Here is a 17889-nt window from a genome sequence, read left to right on the forward strand (position 1 = left end):
GTAGGCCACTAACCTTAGAACCCTGCTGTTAAATCATCCACAGAGCGTGGATCGGAAGCACCATACAGTGCGCCGTCCGGTCCAACCATGATGCTCTGGGTGCTACCCATAGCCTCTTTCAGCACCACTTTCTGCCCCTTCTGCTCCAGCAGCTTGATAGTATCCGGGCTGAAGCCTTTTTCCACACGCAGTTCATCCGGCAACCACTGGTGGTGGAAGCGCGGCGCATTGGTGGCTTCGGCAACGTTCATCCCAAAGTCGATACTGTTCACCACCATTTGCAGCACAGTGGTGATAATTCGGCTACCGCCTGGGCTGCCAGTGACCAGCCAGGTTTTACCATCTTTGACCACGATGGTCGGTGACATCGACGACAACGGACGTTTCTTCGGACCCACGGCATTGGCATCGCCGCCTACCAATCCGTAGACATTCGGGACTCCCGGCTTGGCAGAAAAATCATCCATCTCGTTATTGAGCAAAATGCCTGTGTTACCCGCCACAATACCCGTACCAAAGGTGGTGTTCAGGGTGTAGGTCACCGCCACAGCATTACCGTCTTTATCCACCACCGAGAAGTGGGTGGTCTGGTTACTTTCATATGGGGCAAGCTTACCTGGCTTAATCTGGCTTGAAGGCCTGGCCTTATTGATATCAATCTGATCGGCAAGGGATTTGGCATAGGCCTTATCGGTGAGTGCCTGCCACGGAACCTTCACAAAATCCGGATCGCCGAGATACTCTGAACGGTCGGCGTAGGCATGTTTCTCCGCTTCCGCCATCACCTGCATGGCATCGGCACTGCCAAATCCGTATTTCTTCATATCGAAGTTTTCGAGAATATTAAGGATCTGCACGATGTGAATACCGCCAGAGGATGGAGGCGGCATCGAGAAAACCTGATACCCACGATAGTCGCCGCTGATTGGCGTACGCTCCACAGCTTTATAGGTGGCTAAGTCCTCTTTGGTCATCAGACCACCGTTCTTCTTCATCTCCGCGGCTATCTGATCGGCAATCGCCCCTTTATAAAACGCATCCGGGCCGTTCTCAGCAATCATTTCCAGGCTTTTCGCCAGGTTTGCCTGCACCAGCTTGTCGCCTTTTTTCAGCGGCTCACCGTCTTTCCAGAAAATGGCTTTGCTGCTCTCGTGGTTTGGGATCACTTCACTGCCGTAGGTCTTTAGATCGTCGGCCAGCGCATCGTTAACCACAAAACCCTCTTCGGCCAGCTTCATCGCCGGGCGCACCACTTTATTCAGCGGCAGGGTGCCATACTTTTCCAGAGCCAGCGAGAAACCCGCCACAGTGCCAGGCGTGCCGGAAGCCAGATGTGAAGTCAGCGACTTTTTCGCATCAGCGTTGCCCTGTTCATCGAGGAACATATCACGGGTTGCGCCAGCAGGCGCCATTTCACGGAAATCAATCGCGGTAGTCTTTCCGTCTTTGGTGCGCAGCAGCATAAACCCACCGCCACCCAGGTTCCCCGCCTGAGGATGCGTCACCGCCAGCGCGTAGCCAACGGCAACGGCGGCGTCTACAGCATTACCACCCTGCTTAAGGATATCAACGCCAACCTGCGTAGCCAGCGCATCCACGGAGGCCACCATCCCCTGCTGCGCGCGCACAGGATGGAACACATCTTCCTCAACACCGTATGACACCGGTGAGGGTGTCGGCGGTGCGGCGGCAACACTAAAACAACTTCCTGAGAGCAGAGCAGCAATGGCTACCCGGCGTAAAAACGTCGGTTTTATCATCGTTATTCTCCAGATGTATGGGGTCAGCCCCCACTAAGCCTGGTGCATAACTCTGAAATAATCATCGTAACGGTGAATAAGGAGTAAACTTAAGAGATCCCCGGGAGGAGAAAAGCGATGAAACGACTCTTGATATTAGCCATGCTATTGCCGTTTGCAGGCTTTGCACAGCCCATCAACACCATGAATAACCCGAATCAACCTGGTTATCAGATCCCGAGTCAGCAGCGTATGCAGACGCAAATGCAGACACAGCAAATTCAGCAGAAAGGGATGCTCAACCAGCAGTTGCAATCGCAGACGCGTATGCAACAGCAGCATATGGAAAATCAAATCAACACCAACTCCCAGCGAGTACGTCAGTCTCAGCCAGGGGAGTTGAATTCCACCCAACAGCAAATGCTGCCCAACAACAACGGTGGGATGTTAAACGGAGCCCGTAATCCGGACAGCTCGCTGAATAAACAGCAGCAAATGCTTCCGGAGAAAAAGAACGGCGACATGCTGAGCCCCTCCAACACGCCGCAGCCTAACGTTCCGTTAAAAACGATTGGGCCTTAATCGGGCTGAAAATCAGGGCCAATCACATCAATAGCATCAGTACAAATGCAGTCCACTCCCCAGCGCAACAGCTCAGCAGCGCGCTGGGGCCGGTTGACGGTATACACCAGAATTCTTAAACCCGCATCGCGCAACGCGTCCACTCTCGCCTCATCCAACAGCTTATGGTTAAGATGAATCGAGATGCAGCCCAGGCGCGCGGTGAGTTCTCGCCAGTCTTCACGCCACTCGTCAAGCAGTAGCCCACGCGGCAGTTCAGGAACAGCCAATTGCGCCGCTTCAAGGGCGTCAATCTCGAATGATGAAAGCAGCGGCGGCGTCATTTCAGCCCATAATTCACGCGCGGCGAGCGCGACGGCTTTCCCCGTGATGGTTCCGCTACCCGTGGTAGGTTTAATCTCTATATTCGCCATCATACCGTGCTGGCGACAGCGCTCAGCCACCTGTGAGAGCAACGGCAACGGCTCGCCTTTGAACTCACCGCTAAACCAACCGCCAGCATCCACACGCAGCAAATCCTGCCAGTTCAGTTCACCGGCAACGCCCCAACCGTTGCTGGTACGCTCGAGGTTGTCGTCGTGCAGTAAAAAGATCTCGCCATCCTTCGACAATTTAGCGTCAAATTCAATCATGGTATGCCCGTATCGCGCCCCCATGTCGATTGCCGCCAGGGTGTTCTCCGGAGCCAGTTTGCCGCCACCACGGTGGGCGACAATATGAGGATAAGGCCAGTTACTCATACGCGTTGTCCTGTTTCGCCATCAAAGAGATGCAAATGATTTTCTGGCAGATGCAGCCATAGCGTACTGCCAGCCGTCGGGCGATGCTGATGTGCCAGTCGCACCACCAACTTTTGCTCACCCCAACGTCCGTGTGCCAGGTTATCTGCTCCCAGCATTTCCAGCGTGTCGACAACCAACGGCACGCCGCCTTCGGCTTGCGAGCTTAGCGCAATATGCTCCGGGCGGATACCCAACGTCATTTTCCGTCCACTATAGCGACGATAGTCATGACCGGCAGGCAACGCCATGCCCCCCTCCAGTTCAAAATGGGTACCCGAGGCGCTGATGTGTCCGTTCATCAGGTTCATGGCCGGGCTACCAATAAAACTCGCCACAAAGCGGCTGGCGGGTTTTTCGTATACCTCGACCGGGGTGCCAATTTGCTCAGCGACACCTTTGTTCATCACCAGCACGCGCTGGGCAAGTGTCATGGCCTCAACCTGATCGTGCGTAACGTATAGCGAGGTGGTTTTCAGTCGGCGGTGCAGATGTTGTAACTCAAGGCGCATCTGCACACGCAGCTTGGCATCAAGGTTAGAAAGCGGTTCATCGAACAGGAATACCGCCGGATCGCGCACAATCGCCCGCCCCATCGCCACACGCTGCCGCTGACCACCGGAAAGCTCACGCGGGCGGCGTTTGAGCAGTTCACCCAGTTCAAGAATACGCGCGGCTTCTTTCACCCTCTCCGCAATATGTTCCTTGCCCATCCCGCGGATTTTTAACCCCCAGGCCATATTTTCTTCCACGCTCATATGCGGGTAGAGCGCGTAGTTTTGAAACACCATGGCAATACCGCGATCCTTTGGCTCCATCTCAGTGACGCGCTTACGATCAATCCAGATGTCACCGCTAGTCACCCGTTCCAGCCCGGCGACCATTCGCAGCAGCGTGGACTTACCGCAGCCCGACGGGCCGACCATCACAATAAATTCCCCGTCCGCAACATCCAGCGTCAGCGGTTGAATAACCTGGGTTTTACCGTCCCAGCTTTTGGTTACTGCCTGTAGTTTTAAACCAGCCATTTTTATTTCTCACTGTCTACTAAACCACGCACAAATGCGCGCTGCATGGCTAACACGATGATTACCGGGGGGATGAGCGTCAGCAGCATGGCTGCCATTACGTGGTTCCACTGCGTGGTGCCTTCGCCAGTGGCGATCATGCCTTTGATGCCTGCCACGGCCGTGCCCAAATTAACGTCGGTAATAATTAACAACGGCCAAAGGTACTGATTCCAGCCGTAGATAAAGGTGATGACAAACAGCGCCGCCAGGTTGGTTTTCGACAACGGCAGCACGATGTCCCGGAAGAAACGCATTGGAGAAGCGCCGTCAATACGCGCCGCTTCGACCAGTTCATCCGGCAGAGTCATAAAGAACTGACGGAACAGGAAGGTGGCGGTAGCCGACGCCATCAGCGGTAGCGTCAGGCCTGCATAACTGTCAAGCATCTTCAGGTTGGCGATAACCTCCACCGTTGGAAAGATACGCACCTCAACCGGCAGCATCAGCGTGATAAAGATCATCCAGAAAAACAGGTTACGCAGCGGGAAGCGAAACCAGACAATGGCAAACGCAGAGAGCATGGAAACCGTAATTTTCCCCACCGTAATGCTGAACGCCATGATGAAACTGTTCAGCATCATCAGCCAGAACGGCGCGCTATTGACGCCCACGCCGTTGACCCAGATGGTGTACATGTTTTCCAGCAGATGCGTACCAGGAACCAGCGTCATCGGCGTTTCAAACACCGCTTTGTTATCCAGCGTCGCCGCGACGAACGCGACGTACAGTGGAAAAAGGATCACCATAATCCCCAGAATCAACATGGTATGGCTGAATATTGTCAGCCCGCGACGATTCTCAATCATTGGTAACGCACCTTACTTTCGACATAGCGGAACTGCACCACTGTCAAAATAATGACAAGGAACATCAGCACCACTGACTGTGCGGCGGAAGCTGAGAGATCCAATCCAACAAACCCTTCACGATAGATCTTATAAATCAGCGTAGTGGTCGCCTGTACCGGCCCACCTGCAGTCGCTGCATCGATAACCGGGAAAGTGTCAAAGAAGGCATAAACCAGATTCACCACCAGCAAAAAGAAGCTCACCGGGGCAATTAACGGCAGCGCCAGTTTAAAGAAACGGCGAATCGGCCCTGCCCCATCAATTGCAGCGGCTTCTATCAGCGAACGAGGGATAGACTGCAAGGCAGCAAAGAAGAACAGGAAGTTGTAACTAATCTGCTTCCAGACGGACGCGAACACCACCAGGAACATCGCCTGGCCACTGTTTTGCGCATGGTTCCAGTCATAGCCAAACTCACCGAGAAAATGCGTAATCAACCCACGTCCGGGGTTGAACAGGAAGATCCACAGCACGGCAGCGACGGCGGGGGCCACGGCGTAAGGTAATAGCATCAGCGTCTGGTAAACACGGCTACCACGCACCACATAATCCACCAGTGCGGCAAAAAACAGCGAAACCAGCAGGCCGCTTGCCGTGACCAGCGTACTGAACTTCATCGTTGTCCAGAAAGAGTCGAGGTAGTAGATGTCATGGAACAGGGCGACGAAGTTATCCAGGCCTACAAACTGGCTGGAAAGACCAAACGGATCGACGCTTTGCAGTGAATACCACAGCGCTTCACCTGCGGGCCAGATAAAGAAAATAACGGTGATGACCAACTGCGGGGCAACCAATAAGTAGGGAAGCCAGCGCGAGCGGAACACCGGACGGGATGAGGACATTGAGGTTTGATTCCTGAACAGCGCCGGATGGCGCTACGCTTATCCGGCCTACGCGCATTTGTAGGCCGGGTAAGGCGAAGCCGCCACCCGGCATTTCACATTAAGACTTGGTCGATTGCTCAAAGCGGCGCAGCAACTGATTCCCACGCTCAACAGCGGAATCCAGCGCCTGCTGTGGCGTTTTCTTACCGGTCCATACGCTTTCCAGTTCCTCATCCACGATAGTGCGGATCTGAGGCATATTGCCCAGACGCAGACCTTTGGTAAACGACAACGGCGGTTTGTTCAGCATCTGACGTGTAGCGATATCCGCTCCCGGATTCTTGTCATAGAAACCCTGCTCACGGGTCAGATCGTACGCGGCGGTAGTAATCGGCAGATAACCTGTTTTCTGGTGCCATTCGGCAGCGATTTCAGGTTTCGCCAGGAAGTTGAGGAACTGCGCCACACCCTGGTAGGTTGCTTTGTCTTTACCCTGCATCACCCACAGGCTCGCACCGCCAATAATCGCGTTCTGCGGCGCGCCTTTCACGTCGGCATCGTATGGCATCATGCCTACACCGTAGTTGAATTTAGCGTAGTGACGAATATCAGCCAGAGAACCCGAAGAGGCGGTAGTAATTGCGCAGTCACCGTTGTAGAACTTCTCAGTGGATTCATCTTTGCGCCCGAAGTAGCTGAAATCCCCTTTCTTGTTCAACTCTTCCAACAGAGCAATGTGTTTCACCTGCTCTGGCTTATTGAACTCCAGAACCGCATCGGTACCGTCAAAGCCATTATTTTTGGTTGCAACGGGTAAGCCGTTCCAGGCGCTGAAGTTTTCAATCTGGATCCACCCCTGCCAGCCGCTGGCGTAACCACACTTCATGCCTGCGGCTTTCAACTTCGCGGTGTATTCGGCCAAATCCTGCCAGGTTTTCGGCGGCTGATCGGGATCTAAGCCGGCTTTTTTAAAGGCATCTTTGTTGTAATACAGCACCGGAGTGGAGCTGTTAAACGGCTGAGAGAGTAAGTGCCCGGTTTTAGAGTCGGTGTAATACCCGGACACCGTCGGCACAAACTGGGACTCATCGAAGTTAATTCCGGCCTCTTTAAACACTTCGAAAACTGGCTTAATCGCTTTCGAAGCCATCATCGTCGCCGTACCAACTTCATACACCTGCAGCAGCGCAGGCGCGTTTCCGGTACGGAAGGCGGCAATACCTGCGCTCAGACTCTGCTCGTAATTACCTTTGTACTGCGGAACAATTTTGTAATCGGGGTTGGATTCATTAAAACGTTGCGCCAGTGAATCAACTTCTTTACCCAGTTCGCCTTCCATTGAATGCCAGAATGGGATGGTAGTTACTGCCAGAGCCTGACCTGCAAATGCCAGACTGAGAGCCAGTCCTAAAGCTGTATGTCGTAACGATATCATCGGTTATCTCTCTTGTTGTGCCGGATGCGCGATATCACGCGTTTTATGCTCGCGGGGGTAACATGACATGCTCGAATGACAGAAAAATAACTTTTTTATTACAAAAAAAAGATAGTAAGGCGACAAACAGATGGCAAGGCAGTGAAGGTTATGAGAGGAGAAAGTGGGAGCTGAGACACGTATAGATACGGTGCTGCTTATGAACACTCTGCAGGATGACAACGCTGGTGCGTTTAATCCGGCCTACGATCACGTGTAGGCCGGATTAAGCGTTTACGCTGCCATCCTGTAGTGCCGCAAAGGGCTAACCGCCGAGATACGCGCTGCGTACCGCTTCGTTGGCAAGCAAGGCGTCACCGGTATCGGATAGCACCACATGACCGTTTTCCAGCACGTATCCGCGGTCGGCGAGCTTCAGCGCCTGGTTGGCGTTCTGCTCAACGAGGAAGATTGTCATCCCCTGCTCGCGTAGCTGCTCGATGGTGTTAAAAATCTGCTGAATAATGATCGGTGCCAGCCCCAGGGAAGGCTCATCAAGTAGCAGCAGGCGCGGTTGACTCATCAATGCACGACCAATCGCCAGCATCTGCTGCTCGCCGCCGGACATGGTCCCTGCGCGCTGGATACGGCGCTCATGCAGGCGGGGGAACAGATCATATACCCACTTGATGCGTTCCTGAAACTGGTCACGCTCAGCAAAGAAGCCGCCCATCGCCAGGTTCTCTTCCACCGTCATACGGGAAAACACACGACGTCCTTCCGGAACAATCGCTACCGCTTCACGCATAATTTTCGCCGTCTGCCAGTCGGTAATATCTTTACCGTCAAAGACAATATGCCCGCTTGTCGCACGCGGATCGCCGCACAGCGTACCGAGCAGCGTCGTTTTCCCTGCACCGTTGGCACCAATCAGCGTCACGATTTCACCCTGGTTAATATACAGGCTGACGTCGTGCAGCGCCTGGATCTTGCCGTAGTGGGCACTGACTTTGTCAAAGGACAACATGACTTTTTCCATCTTACGCCTCACCAAGGTATGCGCGGATCACGTCCGGGTTATTACGAATCTGTTCCGGCGTCCCGTTCGCCAGCGGCGTGCCCTGGTTCACCACATAAATACGGTCAGAAATGCCCATCACCAGTTTCATGTCGTGTTCAATCAGCAAAATGGTGGTGTTGTGATGATTACGTAGTTCGGCAATCAGCTCGTCCAGCTCTTTAGTCTCTTTCGGGTTGAGACCCGCAGCGGGTTCGTCGAGCATCAGGATTTCCGGCTGCGTGACCATACAACGGGCTATCTCCAGGCGACGCTGATCACCGTACGCCAGGTTACTGGCCTGACGGTTGGCATGCTCCAGCAGACCAATACGCTCCAGCCAGGTAGCGGCGCGGTCCAGCGCTTCACTCTGTGCACGACGGAACGACGGAGTCTTCAGCAAACCAGAGAACACGCCCGTTTTCAGTTGCTGATGTTGTGCTACCAGCAGGTTTTCAATCACCGTCATTTCACGAAACAGACGCACATGCTGGAAGGTGCGCACCACGCCCATACGGGCGATTTGCTGGCCCGGTAGCCCTTCCAGGTGCTGGTCACGCAACTTGATCGTGCCGCCGGTCGGCTTATAAAAGCCGGTCAGGCAGTTGAAGACCGTAGTTTTTCCCGCGCCGTTTGGCCCGATTAACGAAACGATCTCCTGCGGCCTCAGCTCCAGCTCAACGTTGTTGACCGCCAGCAGTCCACCGAAGCGCATCATCAGGCCGTTAACGGATAATAATGGCTGACTCATGCCTGCTCTCCTTTTGCTTGACCGTTTTTCAGCTTCAACTGTGGACGGGTCATCGGCAGCAAGCCCTGTGGACGCCAGATCATCATCAGTACCATTAAACCACCCAGCATCAACATGCTGTATTCATTGAAATCGCGCATCAGCTCGCGTGATACAACCAGCAGGACAGCCGCCAGGATCACCGCAAACTGCGACCCCATTCCCCCCAGGACGACAATCGCCAGCACAAAGGCGGATTCGGCAAAGGTAAAAGATTCCGGGCTGACAAAGCCCTGGCGAGCGGCAAACAACGTTCCGGCAAAACCAGCAAACGCAGCGCTGATAGTAAAGGCGGTCAGCTTGATGCGCGTTGGGTTTAGGCCCAGCGAACGACAGGCAATTTCATCTTCACGCAACGCTTCCCATGCGCGACCCAGCGGCATACGCAACAGACGGTTAATGACGAAAAGCGAGAAGACCACCAGCAGCAGCGCCACCAGATAAAGGAAAATCACGCGGTCAGACGGATCATACTTCACGCCAAAGAAGTTGCTGAAGGTATCCCAGCCGCCTTCGCGGGCACTACGACTGAACTCAAGGCCGAAAAAGGTTGGTTTCGGGATCTGGCTGATACCGTTCGGACCACCGGTCACTTCAGTATTGTTGAGCAACAGAATACGAACGATCTCGCCAAAGCCCAGCGTCACAATCGCCAGGTAGTCACCACGCAAACGCAGCACCGGGAAGCCGAGCATAAAGCCTGCAGTTGCCGAAACCAGCCCCGCCAGTGGCAGGCAGGTCCAGAAACCAAGACCGTAATAGTGGTTCAGCAGCGCGAAGGTGTAAGCGCCAATCGCATAAAAACCACCGTAGCCCAACACTAACAGACCGGAAAGACCAACCACGACGTTTAAGCCCAGACCGAGGATGATATAAATCATCGTCAGCGTGGCGATATCCACCGTCCCACGTGACACCATAAATGGCCATGCCACGGCAATGACCAGCAGCGCCACCAGGAACAGCTTTTGTTTGACAGTTGAGCCGTCAATCGCTGGCAGAATAAACTTCGGTCCGGAGACGCTTTTCAAGCTCTTCTGGAACACCGGACGCAGCAGCTGGAACAGAAAAACGACTCCAGTGCCAATAAACACCCACTGCCAGCGAATATCACTGGCGACATCAACAACCAGCTTAGTGCCATCCAGCTCTAGCTGGACGCCCATAAAGACACCCGCCAGGATGAAAAACATAACGGCAGAGAGCAGCGCCATCGCAAAATGCATTGGTTTCATACTTTCTCTACCTCCGGACGACCCAGAATACCGGTCGGCATCACCAGCAGCACCAGAATCAGCAGTGCGAACGACACCACGTCTTTGTATTCCGTACTCAGATAAGCAGAGGAAAGCGCTTCAGCTACGCCCAGAATCAGGCCGCCGATCATCGCACCAGGAATGCTGCCAATACCGCCGAGAACCGCAGCAGTAAAGGCTTTCATCCCGGCCATAAAGCCAATATACGGATTAATTACGCCGTAGAACTGACCGAGCAGCACACCCGCCACCGCCGCCATCGCCGCACCAATCACAAAGGTCAGCGCAATGACGCGGTCAGTGTTGATACCCAGCAGACTGGCCATTTTCAGGTCTTCCGCACAGGCGCGGCAGGCGCGTCCCATACGTGAATAACGGATAAAAATGGTCAGCGCCAGCATCGCCATGAAGGTAACTATCCAGATAACCAACTGCATGGTAGTGATGGAGGCAGAAAAGTTTTCGCTACTGCCGATAGTCCATTGACCGTTAAACAGGCTTGGCAGCGCCACATCACGCGAGCCTTCCGTCAGGCTGACGTAGTTTTGCAGGAAGATAGACATCCCGATCGCAGAAATCAGCGCAATCAGACGCTTGGAGCTACGCACGGGCCGGTATGCCACGCGCTCGATACTCCAACCGTAGGCGCTGGCAATCACGATAGCACCGATAAATCCGGCCGCCACCAGCAGCCAGCTGGTATCAATGCCCATCATCATCAGCGCGGCGATAATCATAAAGGAGACATAGCTGCCGATCATATACACCTCGCCGTGGGCGAAGTTGATCATGCCGATAATGCCGTACACCATCGTGTAACCGATGGCGATCAGCGCATAGGTGCTTCCCAGCGTGACGCCGTTAAACATCTGCTGCAAAAAATAGAGGAACTGCTCGGACATAAAATAACCTTTCCAAACCCGCCCGGACGGGATATTGAATCCACTCTAAATAATTCGAGTTGCAGCCAACGCACCTGCGATTCGAAGTATAACGAGTGGCTGCCTTATTTGGCGGCGGTGGAAGAACCATCCGCGTGCCACTGGAAGACACCAAACTCAAATCCCTTCAAATCGCCTTTTTCGTCCCAATTCAGCGGCCCAATCACGGTGTCAGCCCCGTGAGCTTTCAGATCTTTCACTAGATCCAGCGGTTCTTTGCTACCGCTACGATCCATAGCTGTCGCCAGCGACTGTACGGCGGCGTAGGTGATCCATACATAAGGTCCGGTTGGATCTTTCTTGTCAGCTTTGAGCGCATCCACGATACCTTTATTCGCCGGATCCTGGTCATAGCGTTTTGGCATCGTAACCAGCATGCCTTCAGCGGCATCACCTGCAATGTTGGACAGTGAGGCATTACCCACACCTTCTGGTCCCATAAACTGAGTTTTCAGACCAACAGAACGGGCCTGGCGCAGCATTTGTCCCATCTCCGGGTAATAGCCACCGTAGTAAACGAAGTCGATGTTCTCTTTTTTCAGGCGAGCAATCAGCGCAGAAAAATCTTTTTCACCCGCGGTGATCCCATCAAAGAAGACAATATTGGCTTTGCCCGCTTTCAGGCTGTCTTGTACCGAACGCGCAAGACCTTCGCCGTACTGCTGTTTATCGTGGATGATGGCGATACGCTGGGGCTTCACCGTCTCCAGAATGTATTTCGCGGCGGTCGGTCCCTGGGAGGAGTCCAGACCTGCGGTACGCATGATGTGCGCGTAGCCGCGTTGCGTCAGTTCCGGGTTGGTGGCTCCCGGGGAGATCATCAAAATACCTTCGTCTTCGTAGATATCGGAGGCTGGCTGAGTGGAGGACGAGCACAGGTGACCAATAACATACTGAATGCCGTCGTTAACGATTTTGTTCGCCACAGCCACAGCCTGTTTCGGATCGCAGGCATCGTCATATTCCACGCCCACCAGCTTGTCGCCTTTGATCCCGCCTTTAGCATTGATATCTTTAATTGCCTGACGTGCGCCATTAAATTCCATATCGCCCCACTGCGCGACCGGGCCTGACATCGCTCCGACAACAGCGACCTTAATATCTTCCGCCATGGCAGTGTGCGACATTGCCAGTGCTATCACTCCCGCGATGATTGTTTTCGCATTCCGTTTCATTAACTGAATCCCCATTCGTGATGTGTTTACACTTCATCCTTCAAGCTGCCTCAGTGTTGGCTACCTTCGCTCACCCCAGTCACTTACTTATGTAAGCTCCTGGGGATTTAATGAGGGACATCCCTGTCCCTCACCGAAGGCAGCCTTTGGCTGTTCAAATTCGTTCCAGACGAATTTGTCACTCCCTTGCCGCCTCGATGCAACTTGAATGATTTTGCGTATATATTTTGTATTTATATGGTTAAAAAGCAGACTGTGCTTTTTTTGAACTGCGCTATTTTTACCAGTCTCATTAATGGCTTAGCGCAGCTTTTTAAGCATAATCAGGCTAAAATCTCTATTTTTCAGTCGATTAAGAAAAGATAATATTCTGCTTTTCACTATAGATAAACAAAAAAAAGTGCGTTTGTCAGCATAAAATAACGGCATAATGAGCGGAATAAAATGCTGCATTCCAGGGTATTATCCTGCCTATTTTTCAATCTCTAATGTTTCAAACTGTCATTATCGTTGTTACAAAACTATTAACCTGGTTATTCGCATAAAAAAGAGAAAGCGTCCGGGTGAATTATTTCGGTACACTGATTTCATCTTTTGTGATTTGGACATGCTGTCAATGAAGCTGACCATCATTCGTTTAGAAAACTTTAGCGCTCAGGATCACATCGATCTGGGCAAAATCTGGCCTGAATATTCCGCCTCATCCTTAAGCGTAGATGACGCCCACCGGATCTATGCTGCGCGTTTTAACGAGCGTCTGCTGGGAGCGGTACGTGTGACACTGAGCGGTACGCAAGGCGCGCTGGATTCATTACGTGTTCGTGAAATCACGCGTCGTCGAGGCGTCGGGCAGTATTTAGTAGAGGAGGTTCTCCGGGATAACCCGGACGTTTCATGCTGGTGGATGGCGGATGTTGGCGTCGAGGACCGAAATACCATGGCCGCGTTTATGCATGCGTTAGGGTTTACTGCGCAGGCGGATGGCTGGGAGAAAAGATAAAATAACCGCCTCGCAATTTTCCAAGAATTTCGCGTTGCAGGAAGGCGGCAAGGGAGTGACAAATTCGTCTGGAACTAATTTGAACAGCCAAAGGCTGCCTTCGGTGAGGGACAGGGATGTCCCTCATTAAATCCCCGGGAACTTACATAAGTAAGTTCCCGGGGGAGAATAACGCAGCCAACGCCCCTGCAGCGCGAAAGGCGCAGGAAAATTATTTGGCGTCGGTTGCAGTACCGTTAGCGTGCCAGTCGAACACGCCAAACTCGAAGCCTTTCAGATCACCCTTCGAATCCCAGGACAGCGGCCCCATGACGGTTTCCACTGAGTTTGCTTTCAGGTATTTGGCAATTTCAGCTGGATCTTCAGACTGGTTCAGACCGGCCTGCAAAGACTGCAGTGCAGCGTAGGTCGTCCACACGAAGGCTCCGCTCGGATCCTGTTTCTTGGCCTTAATCGCATCTACGATTGGTTTGTTCGCAGGAACCTGATCGTAGTTCTTCGGCTTGGTTACCAGCAACCCTTCAGCAGATTCACCGGCAATGTTAGACAGCGATACGTTCGCAACTCCTTCCGGCCCCATAAACTGCGTTTTCAGACCTGCGGCGCGCGATTGACGTAAAATCTGCCCCATTTCCGGGTGATAACCACCATAGTAAACAAAGTCGATGTTCTCTTTCTTCAGGCGCGCTACCAGGGTAGAGAAGTCTTTCTCACCGGCGGTGATCCCGTCAAAGAATACTACGTTGGCGTTGCCTTTTTTCAGACCGTCCTGCACTGCGCGCGCCAGACCTTCACCATACTGCTGCTTATCGTGGATGATAGCGATGCGCTGCGGCTTCACTTTTTCCAGAATGTATTTCGCGGCGGTTGGCCCCTGATCGGAGTCCAGGCCGGTCGTACGCATAACCAGGTTATAGCCACGCGCAGTCAGTTCCGGTGCCGTAGCCGCCGGGGTGATCATCAGAATACCTTCATCTTCATAAATATCTGACGCTGGCTGAGTGGATGATGAGCAAAGGTGGCCGATAACGTATTTGATCCCGTCGTTGACCACTTTGTTAGCGACCGCTACCGCCTGCTTAGGGTCACAGGCGTCGTCGTATTTCACTACGACCAGTTTGTCACCCTTAACGCCACCTTTTGCGTTGATGTCCGCAATCGCTTGTTCTGCACCGGTAAATTCCTGGTCGCCATACTGCGCCACCGGGCCCGACATCGCGCCGACGACGGCAACCTTAATATCCTTAGCAAACGCCATATTGCTCAAAGACAGGGCGATACATCCTGCCAATAACGCTTTACCCTTCATATTCATCCTGACAATCCCCATTATTGTGGTTATTACGTGTGTTGTGATGTTGTTGTTCAGCACTTTATTTCAATTATTGGATAGCCACCCGTGCTTTAGCAGCATACTCTGCTAAAACATACCCGATTTTTATTATTTTGGAATAGCTAAATTTGACATGCAGATAACAACTTGATGACAAAAAGCATAGACCTCAGGAGAGAGCAGGAGAGATAAAAACAAAAAACCCCGGATTTTCATCCAGGGTTTATAAGCATTTCCAGGTTTACTGGAAGGTTACGCTTCGATTGCCGCGCGCAGTTTTTTCATGGCGTTCTTTTCAAGCTGACGCACACGTTCAGCGGAGACGCCGTAGCGATCGGCCAGTTCCTGCAACGTCGACTTGTTGTCTTCGTCCAGCCAACGGGCACGAATGATGTCCTGGCTACGCTCGTCCAGACCCTGCATTGCGTCGGTCAGTCGGTTAGCCGCCTGCTCTTCCCAGTTGTCATCTTCGATGCCGTCAGCAAAGTTAGACGATTTATCCTGCAGATAAAGCACCGGAGCCATCGGCTGGCTGTCGGACTCGTCGTCCGAAGACATATCAAACGTCATGTCCTGCGCCGCCATACGGGATTCCATTTCGCGGACGTCTTTGCTGGAAACACCCAGCTCACGAGCAACCATTTCAACTTCATCCTGATTAAACCAGCCCAGACGCTGCTTGGTTTTACGCAGGTTAAAGAACAGCTTACGCTGTGCTTTGGTGGTCGCGACTTTAACGATACGCCAGTTACGCAGAACGTATTCGTGGATCTCAGCTTTGATCCAGTGCACGGCGAAGGAAACCAGGCGCACACCCACTTCCGGGTTGAAACGGCGCACGGCTTTCATCAGGCCGATATTACCTTCCTGAATCAGATCCGCCTGCGGCAGGCCATAGCCCGCATAATTACGAGCAACATGAACAACAAAGCGCAGGTGAGACAGGATCAGCGTTTTAGCTGCTTCCAGATCGCCCTGGTAATGCAGCTTTTCAGCCAGTGCCCGCTCCTCGTCAGCCGACAACATCGGCCACGCGTTCGCAGCCCGGATGTAAGACTCCAGGTTACCAACAGGGGCTAAAGCTAAATTTTGCATTTCTTTGGTCATTCAAATCCTCTCAATCTGTATCATCTGGCGCGATGGAAAACCAATAGCAACAACCATGCCAGAGCTTATGAGCAACGAGAATATCATTCAATCTTTTATCAGACAGTGATTTTATCCACAAGTTCCATGTCGTATTGTGTATAAATTACGCACAAAATGTGACATCACGATGAATGCGCCGGGAAGAGAAAACAGTGACTCTTTCCCTGCAGAGCGAACTACTCAGTGCAGGGAAAGATTATACCAGAGATTTTTTAATCGGGGGTAAAGTGGCGTAAATGTTGAACCGTGGCAAGCCAGGCGGCCACCCAGCCAATCATCGAGCACACCAGCAGAAGCAGCAGGCATTCATCAAATGATAAGCCATTGATATCAAACTTTGTTCCAAAAATCTGCGCCACTTCTGTTACCGCTGACGACAGCCGCATCACCAAAATTTCTGACAAAATCAGTGAAAGAAATGCGCCAGAAAAGCCTAACAGCGCCCCACCGTAGAGGAACGGTCGCAGGATAAATCCATCCGTTGCACCAATCAGTTTCTGTACGTTAATGGTATCGCGACGAGCAAAGATACTCAGACGTACACTGTTACCGATGACCAGGAAGACCGCTGCCACCATCAGCACGCCAATCATCGCTGACACACGCCCAACCAGTCCCGTCAGCGCAGCCAGCCGCGCAAACCAGCTGTCATCCATGCGAACTTCATCAATACCATTGATTTGCGTAATACGGTCACGCAGCGTATTCAGCGACTCCGTGCCCTGGAAATCCAGTTTCGGGATCACCACCGCCACAGCCGGAAGCGGGTTCTCTTCCAGCATATCTAGCGCACCACCAAAACCGGACCAGTTGCGGAATTCGCCCAGCGCATCATCGCGGGAAAGATAATTCACTTTCTCCACGCCCTGCTCTGCCTGCAATTGACCCACCACCCGCGCCGCCGCATCGTCATCCAGCGTTTTTTGCAGATAAACAGTGATCTGCGGGGACGGATAATACTGGCTTGCCGCCTGGTTAACGTTCTTATAAACCATGTAGCAGACGCTTGGCAGCGTCAGGGAGATGGCGATTACCATCACCGTCAGGAATGTCGCCAGTGGCTTACTTTTCAGATCCTGTAACGCCCCCTGGAATGCATAGCGCACCTGCTCGTTAAAGACGTTGGTTTTACGCGAGTTCGGCTTCGGCGATGATTTTGCACGCTTTGGCGCGTTGCGACCACCGTCCCCCGGAGCACCGCCCGATTTACGGAAGCGGTCCAGTCGGCCACCAAACTGTTTAATTTGATTGATAGCGTCGCGCCTATTCATGAGCCAGGCCTCCATGCAGATGTCCATCGCTCAGGACAAGCTGACGATATGAACGTCGGGAGATCAGCCCAATATCGTGCGTTGCCATTAATACCGTTACTCCTACGCGGTTAAACTCTTCAAACAAGCGTAAGATCCCTTCCGACAGCGCATCGTCGAGGTTCCCTGTAGGTTCATCCGCCAGAAGTACCGCAGGCTTATTCACCACCGCACGGGCAATCCCCACGCGCTGCTGTTCGCCGCCGGAGAGTTGAATCGGGAAGTTCTTCGCTTTGTCCAACAGCCCGACCTTGTCCAGTGCCGCCGACACGCGGCGACGGATATCGTCCCCGCTGGCACCCGCAATGATGAGCGGGATTGCTACGTTGTCAAAAACGGTTCGGTCCATCAACAGATGGTGATCCTGAAAAATCATCCCGATCTGACGGCGCAGAAACGGCACTTCACGGTTTTTTAAACGGCTAATGTCATGCCCGCTGAAGTAGATTTTCCCGGCGCTGGGCCGCTCAATTCCACAGATCAGCTTCAGCAGGGTACTTTTCCCCGCACCGGAGTGGCCGGTCAGAAACGCCATCTCGCCAGGCTGCATATGGAATGTGACTCCCTGCAGCGCTTGTCTCCCACCGAGATAGGCCTTGCTGACATGTTCAAAGCGAATCAT

17 protein-coding genes are annotated in these 17889 nt (G+C 52.9%); 2 read left to right on the forward strand and 15 right to left on the reverse strand.

The features are described 5' to 3' along the window. Positions 1–14 precede the first annotated feature (14 nt). Complete coding sequence (ggt, locus tag OH663_RS06720; RefSeq protein ID WP_200013236.1) at positions 15–1760, reverse strand: gamma-glutamyltransferase; 1746 nt, start codon at positions 1758–1760, stop codon at positions 15–17. A 117-nt stretch (positions 1761–1877) separates the two neighbouring features. Between ggt and OH663_RS06725 the strand changes: the two genes are divergently transcribed. Beyond that, complete coding sequence (locus tag OH663_RS06725; RefSeq protein WP_200013235.1) at positions 1878–2321, forward strand: DUF2756 family protein; 444 nt, start codon at positions 1878–1880, stop codon at positions 2319–2321. Here the strand turns inward: OH663_RS06725 and ugpQ are convergent. The 10 genes from ugpQ to livK all read right to left on the reverse strand — a co-directional run bounded on the left by ugpQ (position 2318) and on the right by livK (position 12475). Beyond that, positions 2318–3061: a glycerophosphodiester phosphodiesterase gene (gene ugpQ / locus OH663_RS06730; RefSeq protein ID WP_048222942.1), complete on the reverse strand. Its 744-nt coding sequence runs from the start codon at positions 3059–3061 to the stop codon at positions 2318–2320. The genes OH663_RS06725 and ugpQ overlap by 4 nt on opposite strands. Further along, positions 3058–4128, reverse strand: coding sequence for a sn-glycerol-3-phosphate import ATP-binding protein UgpC (locus tag OH663_RS06735; RefSeq protein ID WP_200013234.1), 1071 nt, complete (start codon positions 4126–4128; stop codon positions 3058–3060). The genes ugpQ and OH663_RS06735 overlap by 4 nt, the downstream gene beginning before the upstream one ends. 2 nt (positions 4129–4130) lie before the next feature. Then, positions 4131–4976, reverse strand: a complete 846-nt coding sequence (gene ugpE, locus OH663_RS06740) for a sn-glycerol-3-phosphate ABC transporter permease UgpE (protein WP_045448517.1) — start codon at positions 4974–4976, stop codon at positions 4131–4133. Continuing rightward, positions 4973–5860, reverse strand: a complete 888-nt coding sequence (gene ugpA / locus OH663_RS06745) for a sn-glycerol-3-phosphate ABC transporter permease UgpA (protein WP_200013233.1) — start codon at positions 5858–5860, stop codon at positions 4973–4975. The genes ugpE and ugpA overlap by 4 nt, the downstream gene beginning before the upstream one ends. Positions 5861–5960: 100 nt before the next feature. Continuing rightward, positions 5961–7277 carry a sn-glycerol-3-phosphate ABC transporter substrate-binding protein UgpB gene (gene ugpB / locus OH663_RS06750; RefSeq protein WP_045448519.1) on the reverse strand — a complete coding sequence of 439 codons (1317 nt, stop codon included), beginning with the start codon at positions 7275–7277 and terminating at the stop codon, positions 5961–5963. A gap of 304 nt (positions 7278–7581) precedes the next feature. Further along, positions 7582–8295, reverse strand: a complete 714-nt coding sequence (gene livF / locus OH663_RS06755; protein WP_136345540.1) for a high-affinity branched-chain amino acid ABC transporter ATP-binding protein LivF — start codon at positions 8293–8295, stop codon at positions 7582–7584. Between the two features lies 1 nt (position 8296). Continuing rightward, complete coding sequence (livG, locus tag OH663_RS06760; RefSeq protein ID WP_003023438.1) at positions 8297–9064, reverse strand: high-affinity branched-chain amino acid ABC transporter ATP-binding protein LivG; 768 nt, start codon at positions 9062–9064, stop codon at positions 8297–8299. Then, a complete protein-coding gene (gene livM, locus OH663_RS06765; protein WP_200013232.1) occupies positions 9061–10338 on the reverse strand; it encodes a branched chain amino acid ABC transporter permease LivM in 1278 nt (425 codons plus the stop codon). The genes livG and livM overlap by 4 nt, the downstream gene beginning before the upstream one ends. Further along, positions 10335–11261: a high-affinity branched-chain amino acid ABC transporter permease LivH gene (livH, locus tag OH663_RS06770; protein ID WP_045448521.1), complete on the reverse strand. Its 927-nt coding sequence runs from the start codon at positions 11259–11261 to the stop codon at positions 10335–10337. The genes livM and livH overlap by 4 nt, the downstream gene beginning before the upstream one ends. A gap of 104 nt (positions 11262–11365) precedes the next feature. Beyond that, positions 11366–12475 (reverse strand): high-affinity branched-chain amino acid ABC transporter substrate-binding protein LivK, encoded by a 1110-nt coding sequence (gene livK, locus OH663_RS06775; RefSeq protein WP_200013231.1) that lies wholly within the window; start codon positions 12473–12475, stop codon positions 11366–11368. Positions 12476–13091: 616 nt separating this feature from the next. Here livK and panM point away from each other — a divergent pair. After that, entirely contained in the window at positions 13092–13475 is a 384-nt protein-coding gene (panM, locus tag OH663_RS06780) for an aspartate 1-decarboxylase autocleavage activator PanM (RefSeq protein WP_045449824.1), read from the forward strand. Between the two features lie 211 nt (positions 13476–13686). Here panM and livJ read toward each other — a convergent pair whose 3' ends face one another. The 4 genes from livJ to ftsE all read right to left on the reverse strand — a co-directional run bounded on the left by livJ (position 13687) and on the right by ftsE (position 17889). Continuing rightward, positions 13687–14790, reverse strand: a complete 1104-nt coding sequence (gene livJ / locus OH663_RS06785) for a branched chain amino acid ABC transporter substrate-binding protein LivJ (protein WP_200013230.1) — start codon at positions 14788–14790, stop codon at positions 13687–13689. A gap of 270 nt (positions 14791–15060) precedes the next feature. Next, positions 15061–15915 (reverse strand): RNA polymerase sigma factor RpoH, encoded by an 855-nt coding sequence (gene rpoH / locus OH663_RS06790; protein ID WP_045448525.1) that lies wholly within the window; start codon positions 15913–15915, stop codon positions 15061–15063. Positions 15916–16169: 254 nt separating this feature from the next. Next, positions 16170–17228 (reverse strand): permease-like cell division protein FtsX, encoded by a 1059-nt coding sequence (ftsX, locus tag OH663_RS06795; protein ID WP_045448527.1) that lies wholly within the window; start codon positions 17226–17228, stop codon positions 16170–16172. Next, positions 17221–17889: a cell division ATP-binding protein FtsE gene (ftsE, locus tag OH663_RS06800; protein WP_006687468.1), complete on the reverse strand. Its 669-nt coding sequence runs from the start codon at positions 17887–17889 to the stop codon at positions 17221–17223. The genes ftsX and ftsE overlap by 8 nt, the downstream gene beginning before the upstream one ends.

Source organism: Citrobacter sp. Marseille-Q5395 (genome assembly GCF_947057495.1).
GTDB classification, from domain to species: Bacteria; Pseudomonadota; Gammaproteobacteria; order Enterobacterales; family Enterobacteriaceae; genus Citrobacter; species Citrobacter murliniae.

Coding starts and splice junctions, on each gene's coding strand:
- ftsX (WP_045448527.1), bottom strand. CDS start 17,228: ATGAATAGGCGCGACGCTATCAATCAAATTAAACAGTTTGGTGGCCGA.
- livH (WP_045448521.1), bottom strand. CDS start 11,261: ATGTCCGAGCAGTTCCTCTATTTTTTGCAGCAGATGTTTAACGGCGTC.
- ggt (WP_200013236.1), bottom strand. CDS start 1,760: ATGATAAAACCGACGTTTTTACGCCGGGTAGCCATTGCTGCTCTGCTC.
- livF (WP_136345540.1), bottom strand. CDS start 8,295: ATGGAAAAAGTCATGTTGTCCTTTGACAAAGTCAGTGCCCACTACGGC.
- ugpQ (WP_048222942.1), bottom strand. CDS start 3,061: ATGAGTAACTGGCCTTATCCTCATATTGTCGCCCACCGTGGTGGCGGC.
- ugpA (WP_200013233.1), bottom strand. CDS start 5,860: ATGTCCTCATCCCGTCCGGTGTTCCGCTCGCGCTGGCTTCCCTACTTA.
- livK (WP_200013231.1), bottom strand. CDS start 12,475: ATGAAACGGAATGCGAAAACAATCATCGCGGGAGTGATAGCACTGGCA.
- panM (WP_045449824.1), top strand. CDS start 13,092: ATGAAGCTGACCATCATTCGTTTAGAAAACTTTAGCGCTCAGGATCAC.
- livJ (WP_200013230.1), bottom strand. CDS start 14,790: ATGAATATGAAGGGTAAAGCGTTATTGGCAGGATGTATCGCCCTGTCT.
- livG (WP_003023438.1), bottom strand. CDS start 9,064: ATGAGTCAGCCATTATTATCCGTTAACGGCCTGATGATGCGCTTCGGT.
- ugpE (WP_045448517.1), bottom strand. CDS start 4,976: ATGATTGAGAATCGTCGCGGGCTGACAATATTCAGCCATACCATGTTG.
- ugpB (WP_045448519.1), bottom strand. CDS start 7,277: ATGATATCGTTACGACATACAGCTTTAGGACTGGCTCTCAGTCTGGCA.
- livM (WP_200013232.1), bottom strand. CDS start 10,338: ATGAAACCAATGCATTTTGCGATGGCGCTGCTCTCTGCCGTTATGTTT.
- ftsE (WP_006687468.1), bottom strand. CDS start 17,889: ATGATTCGCTTTGAACATGTCAGCAAGGCCTATCTCGGTGGGAGACAA.
- OH663_RS06735 (WP_200013234.1), bottom strand. CDS start 4,128: ATGGCTGGTTTAAAACTACAGGCAGTAACCAAAAGCTGGGACGGTAAA.
- OH663_RS06725 (WP_200013235.1), top strand. CDS start 1,878: ATGAAACGACTCTTGATATTAGCCATGCTATTGCCGTTTGCAGGCTTT.
- rpoH (WP_045448525.1), bottom strand. CDS start 15,915: ATGACCAAAGAAATGCAAAATTTAGCTTTAGCCCCTGTTGGTAACCTG.